The 18,241-nt window shown below is 67.7% G+C and carries 8 protein-coding genes and 1 tRNA gene; 5 read left to right on the top strand and 4 right to left on the bottom strand.

The window, feature by feature from the left end:
* Nucleotides 1–119 precede the first annotated feature (119 nt).
* On the bottom strand, nt 120–449 hold the full coding sequence (locus tag ASF20_RS05510; protein ID WP_056271771.1) for a CsbD family protein: 330 nt from the start codon (nt 447–449) through the stop codon (nt 120–122).
* A 919-nt stretch (nt 450–1,368) separates the two neighbouring features.
* Between ASF20_RS05510 and ASF20_RS05505 the strand changes: the two genes are divergently transcribed.
* Complete coding sequence (locus tag ASF20_RS05505) at nt 1,369–2,145, top strand: calcium-binding protein (RefSeq protein ID WP_056271768.1); 777 nt, start codon at nt 1,369–1,371, stop codon at nt 2,143–2,145.
* Nucleotides 2,146–2,576: 431 nt separating this feature from the next.
* Here ASF20_RS05505 and ASF20_RS05500 read toward each other — a convergent pair.
* Nucleotides 2,577–2,651, bottom strand: a tRNA-Val gene (locus ASF20_RS05500).
* A 422-nt stretch (nt 2,652–3,073) separates the two neighbouring features.
* Here ASF20_RS05500 and ASF20_RS05495 point away from each other — a divergent pair.
* The 4 genes from ASF20_RS05495 to ASF20_RS23870 all read left to right on the top strand — a co-directional run bounded on the left by ASF20_RS05495 (nt 3,074) and on the right by ASF20_RS23870 (nt 14,962).
* Entirely contained in the window at nt 3,074–5,263 is a 2,190-nt protein-coding gene (locus tag ASF20_RS05495; protein ID WP_056271765.1) for a glycosyltransferase family 2 protein, read from the top strand.
* 507 nt (nt 5,264–5,770) lie between these two features.
* Complete coding sequence (locus tag ASF20_RS05490; protein WP_156647975.1) at nt 5,771–13,192, top strand: type I polyketide synthase; 7,422 nt, start codon at nt 5,771–5,773, stop codon at nt 13,190–13,192.
* 25 nt (nt 13,193–13,217) lie between these two features.
* Nucleotides 13,218–14,594 (top strand): aminotransferase class I/II-fold pyridoxal phosphate-dependent enzyme, encoded by a 1,377-nt coding sequence (locus tag ASF20_RS05485; protein WP_056221203.1) that lies wholly within the window; start codon nt 13,218–13,220, stop codon nt 14,592–14,594.
* A 218-nt stretch (nt 14,595–14,812) separates the two neighbouring features.
* Entirely contained in the window at nt 14,813–14,962 is a 150-nt protein-coding gene (locus ASF20_RS23870) for a hypothetical protein (RefSeq protein ID WP_156389572.1), read from the top strand.
* Nucleotides 14,963–14,984: 22 nt separating this feature from the next.
* Here ASF20_RS23870 and ASF20_RS05480 read toward each other — a convergent pair whose 3' ends face one another.
* Complete coding sequence (locus tag ASF20_RS05480) at nt 14,985–16,361, bottom strand: Nramp family divalent metal transporter (RefSeq protein ID WP_082501185.1); 1,377 nt, start codon at nt 16,359–16,361, stop codon at nt 14,985–14,987.
* A 165-nt stretch (nt 16,362–16,526) separates the two neighbouring features.
* Nucleotides 16,527–18,224, bottom strand: a complete 1,698-nt coding sequence (locus ASF20_RS05475; RefSeq protein ID WP_056271757.1) for a PAS domain-containing methyl-accepting chemotaxis protein — start codon at nt 18,222–18,224, stop codon at nt 16,527–16,529.
* Nucleotides 18,225–18,241 lie beyond the last annotated feature (17 nt).

Below are 18,241 nucleotides of genomic sequence, written 5' to 3'. Positions count from 1 at the left end.
GACCTGGTTCAGCAGCACGGTACGGGTGTCGGCCGAGACGGCCGGGGTCGCGAGAAGGGGGGACGTGGACACGGGATACTCCGAACGTTCGGTGGGTCTGGAAAAGCGGCGTGGACGGGTCAGAGCTTGCTGACGAGGAGGCCGAGGCCGAAGCCGACGAGGCCGGCCACGAGAAGCGAGGCGTGCGGCCAGGCGACGGACCGTTCATGGACCTCGTGCAACTGGCGCTTACCCTGGTCGTAGGCGTCCTCGGCATAATCCGAGACCTCGTCGGCGACGTTTCGGACGACGTCCTTGGCCTGGCCGTAGAGGTCCTCGGCCGAGCCCTGGGCTTCACGCAGGCGCCCCTTCACCGAATCATCCCGGGATCCCGTGAGGTCGCCGATGACGCCCTGCGCCTTGCCGGCGAGTTCCTTGGCGGTACCGGTCACACGGTGGGTGTCGATCATGATGGTCTCCCGTCGTCGTCTGCCGAAGTGGCTTCGTCGGTCCAAGCGTGGCTGCATCCCGGAAGACGATCGCCGGGTGCATCAGCAACTGTGCGCAAACGAATCGTGCGCAATCCTGTTCCGGTCACGCTCGCGATTTCTGGTACGGACGCACTAGGGGGCGGTCAGAGGGACCGCCGTGCGGGCCGACGTGCGGATCGGCCGAATGTCCTGTGCCGATCGGGTTCTCGGCATCCATCTGTTCCTGGAATGAGTCTCGGTCGAATCGGCCTGCGACGCCACGCACCCGGTGTCGTGACACGGACGGAGTCGTGCGACGCGAGCCTCCGTGCAGGCGCGCCCGATCCTGCTGCAGGCTCCCCCCTCCCCTCGCAATGTTGTGATCACATCCGCGTGGGCCCTTTTATTGATCGCCCGCCGCATGCAGCAACGCAGCAACGGGCCAGTCGCCGGAATGTCCATCCGTGACCCTGGTCGGTTGATGGCCGGCGGCAGAAGATTGTCACCCGCCAAGTCTGATCGGGCACTGCGGCAAACGTCACAGTCTGAATGTTCGTTCAGCGTCTCTTCCAGATCCTGTTCCGTTCGTGTCTGGCTGATTGTGCGGAGAATTCACTTCGCAAATCTCCGGTCAGATGAAAGCGCATTTCGTCAAAACTATCCGCTAGACGGGGTTGGGGCCGGCGCTCTACGCCAGTTCTCCACCACGGAAGTAGGTTGTCTTGGGAAAGACAGCTGCCGACAAGACGGTCTAGGCAGCTTAAGTTCACATCGGCAGCGTCAAGCCCTTAGATTTAATTCAATTTTTTATAAATTTCCCGATAAAGTGCAGGCAACACTTTATGAGAGCTTAATTATTTGAAATATTCAGTATTTCATAGTCCACTCCGTACAAAAATCTTACGGATGAAGTTTGAGTATGGCTTTCGGATACTTCGATCGCGGCACCGATGGTGACGATGTTCTGTACGCCTCGCTGACCCAGGCCAGTCGTCTGGAAGGCGGTGCTGGTGATGACACCTATTACGTGTACCACCGGGACGATAAAACCGTCGAATTCAATGGCGAGGGTGGCGGAATCGACAACGTTCACTCGACCGTCACTTGGGCGCTCGGAGTCAATCTCGAGAACCTCTACCTGGAAGGGTCGGCCAATATCGGCGGTTCCGGCAACGACGGCGACAACATCATCGTCGGCAACAGCGGCATGAACAGCCTGCGTGGGGGAGCCGGCAGCGACACGATCGACGGCGGCGCTGGGGACGACGTGATCTCCGGTGGGTCCGGTCGCGATGTCCTCACCGGCGGTGCAGGTGCGGACAAGTTCATCTTCGACGCGTCTCTGACGTCGGGTAACCTGGACCACATCACCGACTTCCAGGTTGGACTCGACAAGATCGTCCTCGACAGCTCGATCTTCGGTGTCTTCAACAACAGCACGCCGATCTACAATGGCTATGCTCAGTTGGTGGACGGCACCGGAGTGGACAATCACCTCATTCTGCGCCCCGGCAACGAGATCTCCCAGAAGGGAGCGCCGACGATTATCTATGACAGCACGAGTGGAAACGTTTCCTTCGATGCCGATGGGACCGCTGGGGCTGGCAAGGCGGTGGTCTTCGCGACGCTCGACACGAAGCCCGTCGAACTCCATGCGGACGATTTCCTGGTCTACACCGCTCCGCTCTACGCCTGATTGACGGCAGCCTGACCAAACGGCCGCACACCGGTCCGCGGCCGCTCATCGACAGCCGTCGTCTCCCCTCGGGGGCGGCGGCTGTTCTCTGTCGTGAGGCCTCCCGCGATCGGATTCGCGCGCGCGTGTTCCGGGGGGCGCCTGGTCGCGCGATGCTCGGGCGGGAAATGTCTGGGGGGATGACGCGGTTTTCGCGGCTGCGTGATCGGACGCGCGTGACGCCTTGGTTCGTGACGGCTCCGGCCTCGTGGGATCAGGCGCGCCCGGAAAACACGACGCGCTCACGGCCCGTCACCGACAAGCCACAAGGACCTGGAATCCCGGCCGATCCGCCATCGACCACGCGTCGCCGTTACGGGATGACCCCTCGGAAACGACAAAGGCGACCCGAAGGCCGCCTTTTGTAATCCACTAATCCGATCAAGGAGTAATGGTGGGCGCGACAGGGATCGAACCTGTGACCCCTACCATGTCAAGGTAGTGCTCTCCCGCTGAGCTACGCGCCCTCACCGGTGCCGCTCGGCGCCGATGGAGGGGGCTATAGCCTGGGGTTTCGGGGTACGCAAGGGCCCTCGCCGCGCGAATGTTCGGCCTGCCGGTCGGGCGATCCCCGGCCCCGGCATCGGTCCTGTGTGACCCGCGAAAATGCGGTAAGCCGGGCCCGGTCGCCTTCCGGTGGCGCGGGCCGGTCCGGTGCGCCGACTGGGGCTGGCGGCCGGAACAGGCGGGTTGGGGCTTGCGGTGGAACGATGCGGGGCGGGAACGACGGTGGGCGCGGGAAGGCCGTTCGCGCTTGGGGCGGCGACGCCGACCGGGGGAGCGGGGGCAATGATCGGGCCCGCCCTGCGGTGTCCCGCCGTTCGATGACGCTCGCGGGAAGGTCCGGCCCTGCCACCTCTGGTACGGTCCGCGATGGAGTGAGCCAGGGATGAAGACCCCGAACCGGTCCGGCTCGCCGCCGGCCGTCTCGCTCCCCCGGATTCGCAGGGGGGCTTCGACGCGGTGCTTCGTCCCGGATGGCCCCGGCTTCGACCTCGACCTCGCGGATGCCGGTCTCGGCGGGACCTGGGCGACGATCCGGTTCCGGGACGTCGGGAGCGCGGGCGTCTGCCGGCTGGTCCTCAGCGCGCGGGTCCTCGGCCCGGACGGTCGGCCCGGCATCGTGACCCTCTCCGAGGAGGCGGAGGGCGGGGATCGCTTCGCCTGGACGGGGCGCTTGCCCGAGGGGCTGCGAGCCCTGCACCTGGCGCCCCTCGCCCGCGAAACGGAGTTCCACCTCGACGCTTTCGCGATCCGCCGGGTCCGGCGGATCGGCCTCGTCGCGTGCGCCCTGCGCCGGAACCCGGCCCTCGCCGCGCGCGCCCTGTACTGGCGCGCCCTCGGCCTCAAGGTTCGCGGGCGGGCGCTGCTCCTGCGGGCCCTCCACGATCGGACGGAGACCGGCTACGCCACGTGGATCGCCCGATTCGATACCCTCTCCGAGGCCGATCGGCGGCGCATCCGCGACGCGATCGATGCTTGGCCGGACGCGCCGCGGATCTCGGTGGTGATGCCGGTGCACGATCCCGCCCCGCGCGTCCTGGACGCCGCCATCCGGTCGGTCCGCGCGCAGCTCTATCCGAACTGGGAGCTCTCGATCGTCGACGACGCCTCGACGGATCCGGCGATCCCACGCCTCCTGGCCCGTCACGCCCAGCAGGATCCCCGCATTCACGTCGTCCGGCGTGCGGAGAATGGTCACATCGCCCGCGCCACCAACGACGCCCTCGCGCAGGCGACCGGTCCTTTCGTCGCCTTCCTCGACCACGATGACGTGCTGGCCGAGGGGGCGCTCTACCACGTCGCGACCGCGATCCGTGCCGCGCCCGATCTCGTTCTGATCTACAGCGACGAGGACAAGATCGACGGGCGTGGGCGTCGCTTCGAGCCGCACTTCAAGTCGGGGTTCGATCGCGAGCTGCTCTACGGCCAGAACTACATCAATCACCTCACGGTGATCCGCACGGAGGCGATCCGGGCCGTGGGCGGCCTGCGCCCGGGCTTCGAGGGCAGCCAGGACCACGATCTCCTCTTGCGGATCACGGCGCGTCTGACGCCGGATCGCATCCGGCACATTCCGCGGATCCTCTACCACTGGCGTGCCGCCGGCGGCTCGGGGACGTTCTCGGACCGGGCCCTGGAGCGGAGCGAGATGGCGCGGCTGCGCGCGCTGGCCGAGGTGGCCGCTCCCCTGCGGGCGACGGCGGTGCGCGGCCCCCTCGGGTTCAACCGGCTCGTCCGTCCGGTCCCGGAGCCGGCTCCCCTCGTTTCGGTGGTCATTCCGACGCGCGACCGCGCGGACTTGCTCGCCGTGGCCCTCGCGGGTGTTCTCGACGCGACGGACTATCCGGCCATCGAGGTGCTCATCGTCGACAACGACAGCCGGGAGCCCCGCACGCGCGACCTCTTCGCGCGCTATTCGAACGACGCGCGCGTTCGTGTCGTGTCGGTGCCCGGACCCTTCAACTTTTCCGACCTCTCCAACCGAGGCGCGGCAGCGGCCCGGGGGCCGCTGCTCCTGTTCCTGAACAACGACGTCGAGGTCATCGAGCCCGGCTGGCTGCGCGAGATGGTGTCCATCGCGCTGACGCCGGACATCGGCGCGGTGGGCGCGAAACTGCTCTACCCGGACCGCACGCTGCAGCACGGCGGCATCGTCCTCGGGATCGGCGGCGTGGCCGGGCACAGCCATCCCGGGCTGTCCGAGGACGACCCCGGGTACTTCGCCCGGATGGTCCTGACGCAGGAGGTCTCGGCCGTGACCGGCGCCTGCCTGCTCCTCCGGGCGTCGGTCTTCTCGGAGAGCGGGGGCTTCGACGCGGACGACCTCGCCGTCGCGTTCAACGACGTCGACCTCTGCCTCAGGCTGCGCGCGCAGGGGTATCGGATCGTGTGGACACCGCATGCGCGGCTGATCCACCACGAATCGAAGAGCCGCGGCGCGGAGGACACACCCGAGAAACTGGCCCGGTTCGAGCGCGAGGTCCGGGTGATGCAAGACCGATGGGGGGCGGTTCTGCGGGCGGACCCGTATTACAATCCCAATCTCTCGAAGATCGCCGCGCGCTATCGGCTCTGATGTTGCGGCGCAGCGTCGTCCCCTCGCACCGCAAAGTCGCCGTAATCAGCCGGTCTACCCGCCTTCCCTGGATGGCTTCGGCACAGCGATGAACCGTTGCGAAACAGGGTGGCAGCGGGGTCTGAATCACAGGGGGCGACGCTGGTCCGCACCCTTCCTGCCTTCAGGTCCCTCCCTTGCCAGGATGCCGGCGTAACGGGCCGGTGACTTCGGTCGGCGATGGTTCATAAGTCAGGTCGGGGAAGCCGTCTCAGTTTGTGGCATTTGTTTGGAATTCCTGCATGTGATCGAGCAGTCGTCGCTGTGAAGCGCGGCACTTTGCTCCCTCATCTTGCCGGAATGATCGATGAATACGTGCAACAGGGTTCCTGTTCCCGGTCGGTGATTGCCCTGATTCCCGGCGCTTCGGTTGGACAGTAGCCTGGAGCCATACTAAGGATCGGGCTGGTTGCCACCGGTGGTACAAGTCGGTCCTGTCCCCCGTTCAAGAGCGTGTGCGAATCGAACGTGACACAACGTACAGACATCGCGATCATCGGCCGTGCCTGCCGGCTTCCCGGCGCTTCGAGCGTCGACGGGCTCTGGCAGCTCCTGACCGAGGCGCGATGCGCCGTCGGTCGCATCCCGGATGACCGCTGGTCCCTGGAGCGGTTCGGACACCCGCGCGCGCAGGAGCGTGGCAAGAGCTATACGTGGTCCGCTGGCGTCCTCGACGACATCTGGTCGTTCGACCCGGGCGTGTTCGGCATCTCGCCCCGTGAGGCCGAGCAGATGGATCCGCAGCAGCGCCTGCTGCTGGAACTCACCTGGGAAGCCCTGGAAGATGCGGGGCTGCGCCCCTCGGACGTGGCGGGGACCCAGATCGGCGTCTTCGTCGGCGCCTCCTCCCTGGATTACGGCAACCTGCGCGTCCTCGACACCTCGTCGGGCGACGCCTACGCGGCCACCGGGAACACGCTCTCGATCCTGTCGAACCGCATCTCCTACATCTACGACCTGAAGGGACCGAGCTTCACCGTCGACACGGCCTGCTCGTCCTCGCTCGTCGCCCTCGATGCCGCGGTGGCGGCCATCTCCAGCGGTCGGATCGACACGGCGGTCGTCGCCGGCGTGAACCTTCTCGCGAGCCCCTTCAACTTCATCTGCTTCTCGAACGCGCAGATGCTCTCGCGCACCGGCCTGTGCCAGGCCTTCTCGTCGAGCGCCGACGGGTACGTGCGCTCCGAGGGTGGAGTGGTGCTCGTGCTGAAATCCGCGAAAGCGGCCCTGCGCGACGGCAGTACCGTGCGCGGCGTCATCGCGGCCAGCGGCGTCAATTCGGACGGGCGCACCACTGGCATCTCCCTGCCCTCCGGCTATGCCCAAGGTGCGCTTCTGGAGCAGGTCTACCGCGAGGCCGAAATCGACCTCGACGCGGTGGTCTTCGTCGAGGCCCACGGCACCGGTACGCCGGTGGGCGATCCGATCGAGGCGAGTGCCATTGGCGGCAAGCTCGGTCGTCCCCGCAAGGCGCCGCTGCCGATCGGTTCGATCAAGAGCAACATCGGCCACACCGAGCCGGTCTCGGGCCTTGCCGGTCTCTTGAAGGCCAGCCTCGCTCTCGAGCACGACCTCTTCCCGACCTCGCTTCACGCGGCCGAACTGAATCCCGAGATCCCCTTTCGGGACCTGAACCTGTCGGTGACGAACAAGCCGCTGCCGCTGGCGCGCGATGGCAAGGCGCGCTTCGCGGGCGTCAATTCCTTCGGGTTCGGCGGCACCAACGCGCACGTCGTCCTCACGGACGGCCCGCCGGTTCGTGCCGCTTCGGGCGCCCCCGATGCGGCCCGGATGCCGGAAGTGCTCCTGCTCTCGGCCCAGAGCCGTGCCGCCCTCAACGAACTCGCCCTCGATTACGCCGAGCGCTTCGACGGCGCCGACAAGGCCGAGATCGCCCGGATCGCCGCGGCCGCCGCCCATCGCCGCGAGCGTCTGTCCTCGCGCCTGGCCGTCTCCCTGGATACCGATCTTCCGGGGGTCCTGCGCGCCGTCGGTGAGGCCGAGGATGCCCCCGACGCCCTTCTGGGGACCGCCGTGGACCGCGCGGCGGAGGTCGCCTTTGTCTATTCCGGCAACGGGAGTCAGTGGGCCGGCATGGGTCGTGAGGCCTATGACGAGAACGCCGTCTTCCGCGAGGCCTTCGACCGCATCGACGGCCTGTTCCACACCCTTTCGGGCTGGTCCCTGAAGGAGGCCCTGTTCGCCGAGGATCTGGAGGAGCGCCTCGCCCTCACGCGGGTGTCGCAACCCCTGATCTTCGCGATCTCGAGCGCCTCGACGACGGCGCTGCGGGCCCACGGCCTCAAGCCGAGCTACGTCCTCGGCCACAGCGTCGGCGAGATCGCCGCGGCGGAAGCCGCCGGGATCTTGAGCCTCGAACAGGCCGTGAAGGTCATCTTCTACCGGAGCAAGCACCAGGAGACGACGCGCGGCTTCGGAACGATGGCCGTGCTGCTCGCCCCTGCGGACGAGATCGAACTGTTCCTGAAGGATTACCCGAGCCTCGACATCGCCGCCTATAACAGCCCCAAGGCCATCACGGTGGCGGGCCCGGTGGAGGATATCGATGCGGCCATGAAGGCGCTGACGCGCAAGCGTCGTCGCGGGCGCAAGCTCGACCTCGAGTACCCCTTCCACGGCCGGTTGATGAACCCGACCGAGAAGCCGCTGCTGCGGGACCTCGCTGGGCTCAAGCCGCACGCTGCAACGACCGCGATGGTATCGACCGTCACCGGCAAGGTACTGACCGGAGATCAGTTCGGGGCCGGTTACTGGTGGCGCAACATCCGTGAACCGGTGCGCTTCTGCGAGGCCGTTCAGGAGGCGACCCGACAGGGCGCCCGCGTCTTCATCGAAGTGGGGCCCCGCGCGACCCTGCTGTCGCATATCGGCGACGCCATCGAGCCCCTCGGCATCGAGAACGCCACCATCGGCGTCCTCCACCGCAAGCCGGCGGGCGGCGATCCGATCGCCCGCACCGTCGCGGCCGCCCTCGTGCAGGGCGCCGCCGTCGATGAGGCGACGGTCTTCGGGGCGAATCCGACGGGCGACGTGTCGCTGCCGCTCTATCCCTGGCAGCGTCGCTCCTTCCGGCTCGCCGAGACCACCGAGGGTGTCGGTGCGGCGACGCCGCGTCCCTATCATCCGCTCTACGGCTCCCGCGTCGCACCGGACGGCCTCGAATGGCACGGCCACGTCGACATCGCGACGGTGCCGGACCTCGATGATCACCGCATCGACGGGCAGGCGATCCTGCCCGGCGCGGCCTTCATCGAGATGGCCCTCGGTGTCGCCCGCGAGGCGATGAAGACGGACAGCGTCACGCTCGCGGACTTCGAGATCCAATCGCCGATGGTGTTCGGCGAGGAATCCCTGCGCGAGGTCGCGGTGCGGGTCGCCGGCTCGGGCAACGCCATCCAGATTCTCAGCCGGCCACGCCTGACCCAGGCCGCCTGGCAGCTCCACGCCGCGGCCAAGATCATCGACGGCACCTTCCCGGCGCCCGCCCCGGTGGACCTGCACGTTCCCGCCGAACACGCGGTGGCGGGCGAAGGCCTCTACCGCCTGGCCGCCGCCTCGGGTCTCGGCTTCGGCCCGAGCTTCCGTCAGGTCGCGGCGAGTGCGCGCCTCGACGAGACCACCATCGTCTCGGAGCTCCTGCCCGCCGAGGCCGACGGGCGCTTCGGGCTCGTCCCCGCGCGCCTCGATTCCTGCTTCCACGGCCTCATCCTGCTCTTCGCCGGTCTGATGGGCGAGGGGTCGACCAAGGCCTATGTCCCGGTTCGCTTCGGCGAAATCCGCCTCGTCAAGCCGGGGGCCGTCATCGCCCGGGCGATGATCCAGACCCGGCGTGCCAACGAGCGCAGCATCCTGGCCGATTTCACCCTGGTGGATGCCGATGGCGCCGTCATCGCCACCTTGCGCGAGGGGCGGTTTCAGGCGCTCCGCTCCAAGAACGGCAGCGATCTCGCCGCGTACGCCATCGCGCAGCGGCCCGAGCTTGCCACCGAACCCACTGCCATCGCGATGGAGCGCGGAAAGCGCGTCGCCGACGCGATCCGTCCGGCCTGCAAGGCCGCCGTCGCACCTGCCGAGGCGCCGCTGGCACCGGGGCACCTCCTTCTCGAAGGTTGGGCGACGTCGATGGCCTACCGCCTGGCGGAGGGCCTCCAGCGCTCCGGCACCGTGGCGATCGACGACCGCGTGCCGGAGGCGATGCGCCCCTGGCTCCTGAACGCCCTCTACGCCCTGGAGAGCAGCGACCTCGCCACCCTCGACGGCGAGCGCTGGACTTTGCGCAAGGATGTGTCCCTGCCGGCACCCGACGAGATCATGCGTTGGATCGCGGCGGATCACCCCGAACTCTCGGCCGAACTCGTGCTCACCGCCGATATCGGCGCCGTCGTCGGCCGGCTGCTCTCAGGTGATCTGACGGAGGCTCCGACCCTCTCGCAGAACGCCCTCGACGCCTTCGTCCTGCGCAGTGCGACGGCCCGGGCCGCGGCCGACGTGATCGCGGATCTCGTCGAGTCCGGTCGTGCCGCCCTGCCCCGCGACCGTGCGTTGCGGGTGCTTCAGGTCGGATTCGGACCGCTCTCGGCGCAGGCCGCCGCCTTCACGGACGGCATCGAGGCGCAGCTGACCGTGTTCGAAGCCGATCGTCGTTTAGCGGAGCGGGCGCGCCTCGCCCTGCCCCGCGGCGTCACCGTCATCGAAGATACGGCCGAGCTGTCGGCAGGCAGCTTCGATGTGATCCTGGCCAGCAACGTCCTGCATCGCTCCGAGCGAGCCCTGCTCGGCAAGGTCGCCGACGCGCTCGCGACCGGTGGCTTCCTCGTCGCCGTCGAGCCGGGAGCGTCGCTGTTCCGCGATCTGGTGTTCGGCTTGACCCCGGATTGGTTCGAGGCCACGGCCGACCTGCCGGTGGGCCGTCTCGACGACATCACCGGGTGGCAGCGTGCGCTGAGCGACACCGGCCTCGTGCGGGTGGCCGTCGATCGCGCCGTCTCCGCCAACGGGGACGATCTGCTGTTCATCGCCGAGGCGCCGGTGCGCGCCAAGCCGGCGCCCGGCCAGACCTTCGCGTTCGTGATCGGCTCGCACGACGCTGTCGCGGCGGAGACGGCCTCGTCCCTGGCGACCCTGCTGGTGGCGAGCGGCGTCCACGTCTCGATCATCCTCGACTCGGAGCAGTCGCTGCTCGAACTGGAACGCGAGACCCCCGACACGGTCGTCTTCCTCGCGGGCGCCTTCAACCATGCCGGTGCCGCGGCGGACCGCCTGCGGGAGCGCTGCCTGAGCCTGAAGCGCTGCGTCGAGCATCTCGGCAGCCGCCAGACCCGGCTCTGGGTGGTCTGCCCCGGCGCCACCCGCGATGCGGGGGATCCGACCGGCTCCGTGGAGGCCGGCGTCTGGGCCTTCAGCCGGACGCTTGCCAACGAGGTGGCGAATCTCGACGTACGTCGGATCGACCTCGCCGAGGCGCTCTCGACCAAGGCCGCCGCCGAGCGGCTGCGCGACCTCATCCTCTCGGGCACGCTCGAGACAGAGATCATCCTCGACGCCGACCGGACCCGTGTGATCCGGTTCTCGCCGGGCCAGCTCTCCCGTCGTCCCGGCGCCGATGCGGTTCCGGCCGAGGCGGCCCGCCTGGAACGCAGCAACACCGGCGGCCTCAACGAGATGGCCTGGGGGCCGGCGACCCGCCGGGCTCCCGAGCGCGGCGAGGTCGAGATCGCGGTCGAGGCCACGGGTCTCAATTTCCGCGACGTCCTCTGGGCCCTGTCGATGCTGCCGGAGGAGATCCTGGAGGATGGCTTCGCGGGTCCGCGCCTCGGGCTGGAAGTGGCCGGCCGCGTCCTCTCCGTCGGCAAGGGCGTCGACGCCTTCAAGCCCGGCGATCGCGTCGTCGCCTTCGCGCAGTCGGGCTTCGCGACCCACATCGTGGTCCCCGAGCTCGTCGTGGCCCCGAGCCCGCCCGGCCTCGATCCGCAGGCCGCCGCCACCGTGCCGGTTGCCTTCCTCACGGCCTATTACGGCCTCGTCAGCTGCGCCCGCCTGCGCCGCGGCGAGTGGGTCCTGATCCATGGCGGAGCCGGCGGCGTCGGTCTGGCCGCCCTGCAGATCGCCAAGATGAAGGGTGCGCGGGTCATCGCCACGGCCGGCTCGCGAGAGAAGCGCGCCCTGGTCAAGGCGTTGGGGGCCGAGCACGTGCTCGACTCGCGTTCCCTCGCCTTCGTGGACGATGTCCGCCGCATCACCGGCGACGGCGTCGGCGTGGTGCTGAACAGCCTGTTCGGCGAGGCGATGGAGCGCAGCCTCAACGTCCTCAAGCCCTTCGGCCGCTTCATCGAGCTGGGCAAGCGCGACTACGTCGCCAACACCCATATCGGGCTGCGTCCGTTCCGCCGGAACCTGTCCTATTTCGGCGTCGATCTCGACCAGGTGCTCCAGCACCAGGGCGAGGACGGGGCCCGGCTGTTCCGGGAGGTGATGTCCCTGTTCAAGGAAGGCGGCCTGAAGCCTCTGCCCTTCCAGCCCTTCACGGCGGACGAGGTCTCGGACGCCTTCCGGCTGATGCAGCAATCGGGGCATGTGGGTAAGATCGTCATCGCACCGCCGAAGCCCGGCAGCGTGATGCAGACGGAGAAGTCCGCCTTCACGGTCTCTCCCGAGGGTGTCCACCTCGTCACCGGCGGTCTCGGCGGCTTCGGCATCGAGGCGGCGCGCTGGCTCGCGGACCGGGGTGCGAAGCACATCGTCCTCGTCGGCCGCAACGGGGCCGCGAGTCCCGAGGCCAAGCAGGTCGTGGCCGATCTCGGCGCCCGCGGCGTCGCCGTGGCCGCGATGGCCTGCGACATCACCAGCCGCAAGGCGGTGGATGCGCTGCTGGCCGAGGTGGAGCGCGGGGGCCGGTCGCTCGCCGGCGTGATCCACGGCGCGATGGTGCTCCAGGATGGCCTCATCGCCAACATCGACGCCGCCGCCCTCGACACGGTCATCCGTCCGAAGGTCATCGGCGCCGAGCATCTCGACGCCGCGACGCGCGCGCGCGCGCTCGACTATTTCGTGATGTTCTCCTCGGCCACGACGTTCATCGGCAACCCCGGACAGGGCGCCTACGTGGCCGCGAACGGCTTCATGGAAGGCCTCGCCCGCCGCCGGCGCAAGCTCGGCCTGCCGGCGCTGGCCGTCGCCTGGGGGGCCATCGGCGATGTCGGCGTGCTGGCCCGTAACCGTGCGGTGATGGAGACCTTGGCGGGTCGCGTCGGCGTGACGCCGATGGATGCCCGCCACTGCCTCGACCTCATGGCCGACGCGCTCGAAGGCCAGGGGTCGAGCCCGGACGACGCCGTGATCGCCATCGCGTCGATGCATTGGGGCAAGGCGCGCGAGCGTCTCGCCACCATGAAGAGCCCGAGCTACGCCGAGCTCGGTTCGGACCAGCAGATGGAAGCCGGAACGGTGGCGGCCATCAATATCGGCCTGCTCCTGAAGACGCAGGACATCGACTCGGTGCGCAAGACGGTGGCCGACGCCATCGTGGAGGACATCGCCCGAATCCTGCGCCTGCCCAAGGACGACATCAGCCGCGTGCGCCACCTCTCCGAGATCGGTCTCGACTCGTTGATGGGCGTCGAACTCGGCGCGAGCCTGCAGGAGCGCTTCGCCCTCGAGGCGCCGCCGTCCGGCATCTCCTCCGGCCTCACCGTCAACGAACTCACCGAGACCCTGATCCAGTCGATCGCGGCTCCGGTGGACGAGGCGGCGGCGGCCGTGATGAGCCTGGCCCAGCGTCACGCCAGCGAGGGGGTGGATGTCCGCACCCTCGAGCCCTTCCACGCGATGGTCGAAGAAAACAGCCTCGCGATCAAAGAAATCCTCCCGTGAGCGATTCCCCCTTGAGGCATGCCGCATGAGCAATTCCGCGAGACCGGACGGCGGACGCGCGGCCCTGGCGGGCTTCGTCACGAACCGCCTCGGGCGAAACGCCAACCGGACGGCTCCCGCCCGTCCGGCGCAGCGCCCGGCGGGCGATGCGTCCGTACAGAACTTCGAGTCCCTGCCGGGATACCGGGAGTTGCGCCTCCAGCGCTCGGCGGCCGATCTGATCGGCCTCGGCAATCCGTTCTTCCGGGTGCACGAGACCAAGGCCGGCGCCACGACGCGCATTGCCGGCAAGTCGTTCGTCAACTTCTCGTCCTACGACTACCTCGGTCTGAACGGGCATCCCGACGTCAACGCCGCGGCGGCCCGTGCGATCGAAACCTACGGCACGTCGGCGTCGGCCAGCCGGATCGTGGCCGGTGAGCGACCGGGACACCTCTCCCTGGAGAAGGCCCTGGCCGACCACTACGACACCGAGGCCTGCGTGGTGATGGTGAGCGGCCACGCCACCAACGTCACCACGATCGGCGCCCTGCTGGAGCCGGGCGACGTGATCTTCCACGACGCCCTCAGCCACAACAGCATCGTCACCGGTGCTCAGCTCTCCGGCGCTCAGCGCCGCTCGTTCTCCCACAACGACCTCGACGCCCTGGAGACGTTGCTCGGCGCCACGCGCCACGAGCATCGCCGGGCGCTGATCGTGGTGGAAGGCCTCTACAGCATGGACGGCGATGCGCCGGACCTCGCGGCACTCATCGCCCTGAAGCAGCGCTACGACGCCTGGCTGATGGTCGATGACGCGCACGGGCTCGGCGTCCTCGGGCGGACCGGCATCGGTCTGGCCGAACATTGTGACGTCGATCCCCACGGGGTCGATATCTGGATGGGCACCCTCTCGAAGACCCTGTCCACCTGCGGCGGTTACGTGGCCGGACCGGCGGCGTTGATCGAGTACCTCAAGTGTACGGCTGGCGGCTTCATCTATAGCGTCGGCATCTCGCCGCCTCTCGCGGCCGCGGCCGAAACGGCGCTCGAGATCATGCATGCCGAACCGCACCGGGTGGAGCGTCTGCGGCAGAACGGCCACCTGTTCCTGTCCTGCGCGAAGAAGCATGGGCTCGACACCGGGACCAGCCTCGGCCTCGCGGTGATCCCCGTCATCGTCGGCGACTCCCTGAAGTCGGTGACGCTGTCGGACCGCCTCTTCAAGCGCGGCATCAACGTTCAGCCGATCATCCACCCGGCCGTGCCGGAACGAGCGTCGCGCCTGCGCTTCTTCATCACCTCGGAGCATACGCCGGAACAGATCCGCGAGACCGTGGACGCGGTCGCGGAGGAACTCGCTGCCATCGAAAAGGGCGGTTCGCTGATCGAGCAGCTCATGGCGAAGCGCGGCAAGCCGTAGGGTCCCCGGGACCCTACGACTCCACCATCCTCCGCCTGCATCGGGTCTGGGCACCGGCGTCATCGCGCCGGTGTTTTTTTGCGCGTTTCGCACCGATGCGGCCGATTGCCCTCGACCCCTGAGCAAGCGACACTGATGTTGCTATCTGTGTCTCATCGCAACCGGAACCCGGCCCGGGATGCGACGTTCGTCCTCAGCCCGTCGGTCAGGAGCCCGTCATGAGACAATCGACTGTCGCCTCCATCGCGCGACGTCTGATCAAAACCGTCGCCGAGGCCAGTCGCTCGCTGATCGGTGCGATCCTCGAAGGGCCGATGCCGGCGCCTCAGCCGATCCCGGTGCGTGTCCGCGCCGACCGTCGCCGCTGAGGCCTGCCTGAAGGGCGTCTTTTCAGGCGCCCATCACGGTATCGAACAGCAGCTTGCCGTTCAGGACGACGATCAGGGCCGCGATGGCCCAGGATACGACCTTGAGCCAGGGTTTGATCGTGTGAACCCCCATCTTCCCTCTGTCGGAGACAAATCCGACCAGGGGGATGATCGCGAAGGGGAGCTGCATCGACAGCACCACCTGACTCAGCACGAGCAGCTTCGCCGTACCCTGTTCCCCATAGAGTGCCGTGACACCGACGACCGGCACGATGGCGATCCCGCGGGTGACCAAGCGTCGGGCCCAGTCCGGGATGTGCAGGCGCAGGAATCCTTCCATCACGATTTGTCCCGCCAGCGTCGCCGTGACGGTGGAATTGAGGCCTGAGGCCAGCAACGCCACCGCGAACAGCGTCGAGGCGATGCCGGCTCCGAGGAGCGGTGAGAGCAGTTCGTAGGCCTGCTCGATCTCCTGGATGTCGGTGCGTCCCTGGGCGTGGAACACCGAGGCGGCCATGATCAGGATGGCGGCATTCACGAACAGGGCCAGCATCAACGCGATCGTCGAGTCGGCCACCGCGAAGCGGATGGCCTCACGTCGGCCGTCGTCCGTCCGAGGATAAGCCCGCGTCTGCACGATGGAGGAATGCAGGTAGAGATTGTGCGGCATCACGGTGGCGCCGATGATGCCGATGGCGATGTAGAGCGCCGCCGGATTCCGGACGATCTCGGATGTGGGCAGGAAGCCGCCGAGCACCGCTTGGAGCGGTGGTGCCGCGAGTGCGATCTGGATCCCGAAGCTCACGAAGATCACGGCCAACAGAGCGATGACGAAGGCCTCGAGCGCGCGAAAGCCCCGCCGCATCAGGAGCAGGATCAGGAAAACGTCGAGCGCCGTGAGGGTTGCGCCAACGACGAGGGGCAAGCCGAACAGGAGCTTGAGGGCGATGGCCGTCCCGATGACCTCGGCGAGGTCGCAGGCGATGATCGCCGCTTCGCAGGCGAGCCACAACATCAGGCTGATGGGGCGCGGGTAATGATCCCGGCAGGCCTGGGCGAGGTCGCGACCCGTCGCGATCCCGAGCCGAGCGGCGAGCGCCTGGAGGACGATGGCCATGAGGTTGGACAGCAGGATGACCGAGAGCAGCGTGTAGCCGAACTGGGCACCGCCGGCGATGTCCGTCGCCCAGTTGCCGGGATCCATGTAGCCGACCGAGACCATGTAGCCGGGGCCGATGAAGGCCAGCAGTCGCCGCAACCAGGTGCCTGTCGCCTGAACGGGAACGCTGCCGTTCATGCGTCCGAGGCTCGGGTGGTCAAGAGTCTCCCGGCTGAAGCGCCAGGATCCTTCCGTGCGCGTTCCGTTCGCCAGGGTACCCTCCGGTGCCGAGACAGGCATCGGAGCCGTCAGAGGTTCGTGTCGAGCCATGCCCACGCGTGTTTCCGGGAAGAGGACCGCCGGGCGCCTGGAAGCAGCCCACCGCTTTATAGCAGGAGCTATAAAAAGAGCAAACGGCTAAGTCGGACCCGACGCGATGGTTGCTCCTCCCGGACCCGCAGGCCGTCAGGATGCCAGAGCTTGCAGGTTGCGATCGATATCGGCCACGCCGTGAGCCGCCGTCTGCATGCTCATCGAGATTTCCTGCGTGACCGCGCTCTGCTCCTCCACCGCAGAGGCCACGCCCGTGACGAAGCCGCGAACCACGTCGATCGCCTGTCCGATGGCCGTCAAGGAGACGACGACGTCGCCAGAGACCGTCTGCATCGTCTTGATATCCTCGGCGATCCGTGCCGTGGCGTTCGTGACCTGGTTGGAGAGGTTCTTCACCTCGCCCGCCACCACGGCAAAGCCGCGCCCCGCCTCGCCAGCGCGGGCGGCCTCGATCGTGGCGTTGAGGGCCAACAGATTGATCTGCCCGCCGACGCCCTGGATCAACTGAACGATACCGTTCATCGACGCGGCGGCGTCAGCGAGCTGGCCGGTCGACCGGTCGGCTCTCTGCGCGCGCTCGTCCATCTCGTCCACCTCCTGGCGGGACCGGGCAAGGCTGCTGGCGATCTCGCCGATGGAGGCGTTCAATTCCTCGGCGGCCGAGGCCACCGCTTGGACATTCACGAGGGTCTGCGACGAGGCGCCGGCGGCCTCGATCTGCGAGCGCATCCGCGCCGTGATATCGGTGGCGTACTTGACCACCTTGAACGGCCGGCCGCTCATGTCGAGGATCGGGTTGTAGGAGGCCTGGATCCAGATCGTGCGGCCGCCTGCGCCGACGCGTTGGAAGATGCCGCTGCGGAACTCGCCCCGGCGCAGGGCGGACCAGAACGCATTGTACTCGGCCGAGGCTCCATAGGTTGGGTCGACGAACATGCGGTGGTTCTGGCCCCGGATCTGAGCGAGATCGTATCCCAGAACGGCGAGGAAATTCGCATTCGCATCCAGAACGTGTCCGGCGAGATCGAAATGGATCACGCCCTGCGAGCGGCCGATCGCTTCCACCTGGCCCTGCAGCTCTGCAGTCCGCAGCTTCTCGGCCGTGACGTCGGTGGCGAACTTGACCACTTTGACCGGGCGCCCGGCCAAGTCGAGGATCGGATTGTAGGTGGCTTGCAGCCAGATCGCGCGGCCATCCTTGCCGATGCGCCGAAACTCGCCGCTCTGGAAGACGCCCCTGGCCAATCCCTCCCAGAGGACACGATAGGCGGCACTGTCCCGTTCGGGGCCGTCGACGAACAGGCGGTGATGCTGGCCCCTCACCTCCTCGAGGCTGTATCCCACCACATCGAGGAAATTTCGATTGGCATTCACGATCGTGCCGTCGAGGTCAAACTCGATCACGCCCTGCGACCGGCCGATCGCTTCGATCTGGCTCCGCGTATCGGCACTCCGCTGTTTCTCCTCCGTGATGTCGGTGGCAAATTTGACCACGCTGGTCACGCGGCCGTCCCGTCCCCGGATGGGATTGTAGGTTCCCTGCAGCCAGATCTCGCGGCCACCCTTGCCGATCCGCCTGTACTCGGCACGCTGGAACTCTCCTCGGGCCAAAGCGGCCCAGAAGGCCTCGTAGGCCGGACGATCCTGATCCGCCGCGTCGACGAACATGCGATGGTGCCGGCCTTTGATCTCCGCGAGTTCATAGCCCACGGTCTTCAGGAAATTCTCGTTGGCGGCCACGATCGTGCCGTCGGGAAGGAACTCGATCACGGCTTGGGACCGGTCGAGCGCCTCGAGCTTTGCCGCGGTGCGGGTGTTGAAGAACGTCATGGGCAATCCTCGGCTGC

Source organism: Methylobacterium sp. Leaf88, assembly GCF_001422795.1.
Classification (GTDB): Bacteria; Pseudomonadota; Alphaproteobacteria; order Rhizobiales; family Beijerinckiaceae; genus Methylobacterium.
The sequence above is the reverse complement of the archived record's forward strand: the minus strand, read 5'-3'. Positions and strand labels throughout refer to the sequence as shown.

Coding starts and splice junctions, on each gene's coding strand:
- ASF20_RS05485 (WP_056221203.1), top strand. CDS start 13,218: ATGAGCAATTCCGCGAGACCGGACGGCGGACGCGCGGCCCTGGCGGGC.
- ASF20_RS05510 (WP_056271771.1), bottom strand. CDS start 449: ATGATCGACACCCACCGTGTGACCGGTACCGCCAAGGAACTCGCCGGC.
- ASF20_RS23870 (WP_156389572.1), top strand. CDS start 14,813: ATGAGACAATCGACTGTCGCCTCCATCGCGCGACGTCTGATCAAAACC.
- ASF20_RS05475 (WP_056271757.1), bottom strand. CDS start 18,224: ATGACGTTCTTCAACACCCGCACCGCGGCAAAGCTCGAGGCGCTCGAC.
- ASF20_RS05480 (WP_082501185.1), bottom strand. CDS start 16,361: ATGCCTGTCTCGGCACCGGAGGGTACCCTGGCGAACGGAACGCGCACG.
- ASF20_RS05505 (WP_056271768.1), top strand. CDS start 1,369: ATGGCTTTCGGATACTTCGATCGCGGCACCGATGGTGACGATGTTCTG.
- ASF20_RS05495 (WP_056271765.1), top strand. CDS start 3,074: ATGAAGACCCCGAACCGGTCCGGCTCGCCGCCGGCCGTCTCGCTCCCC.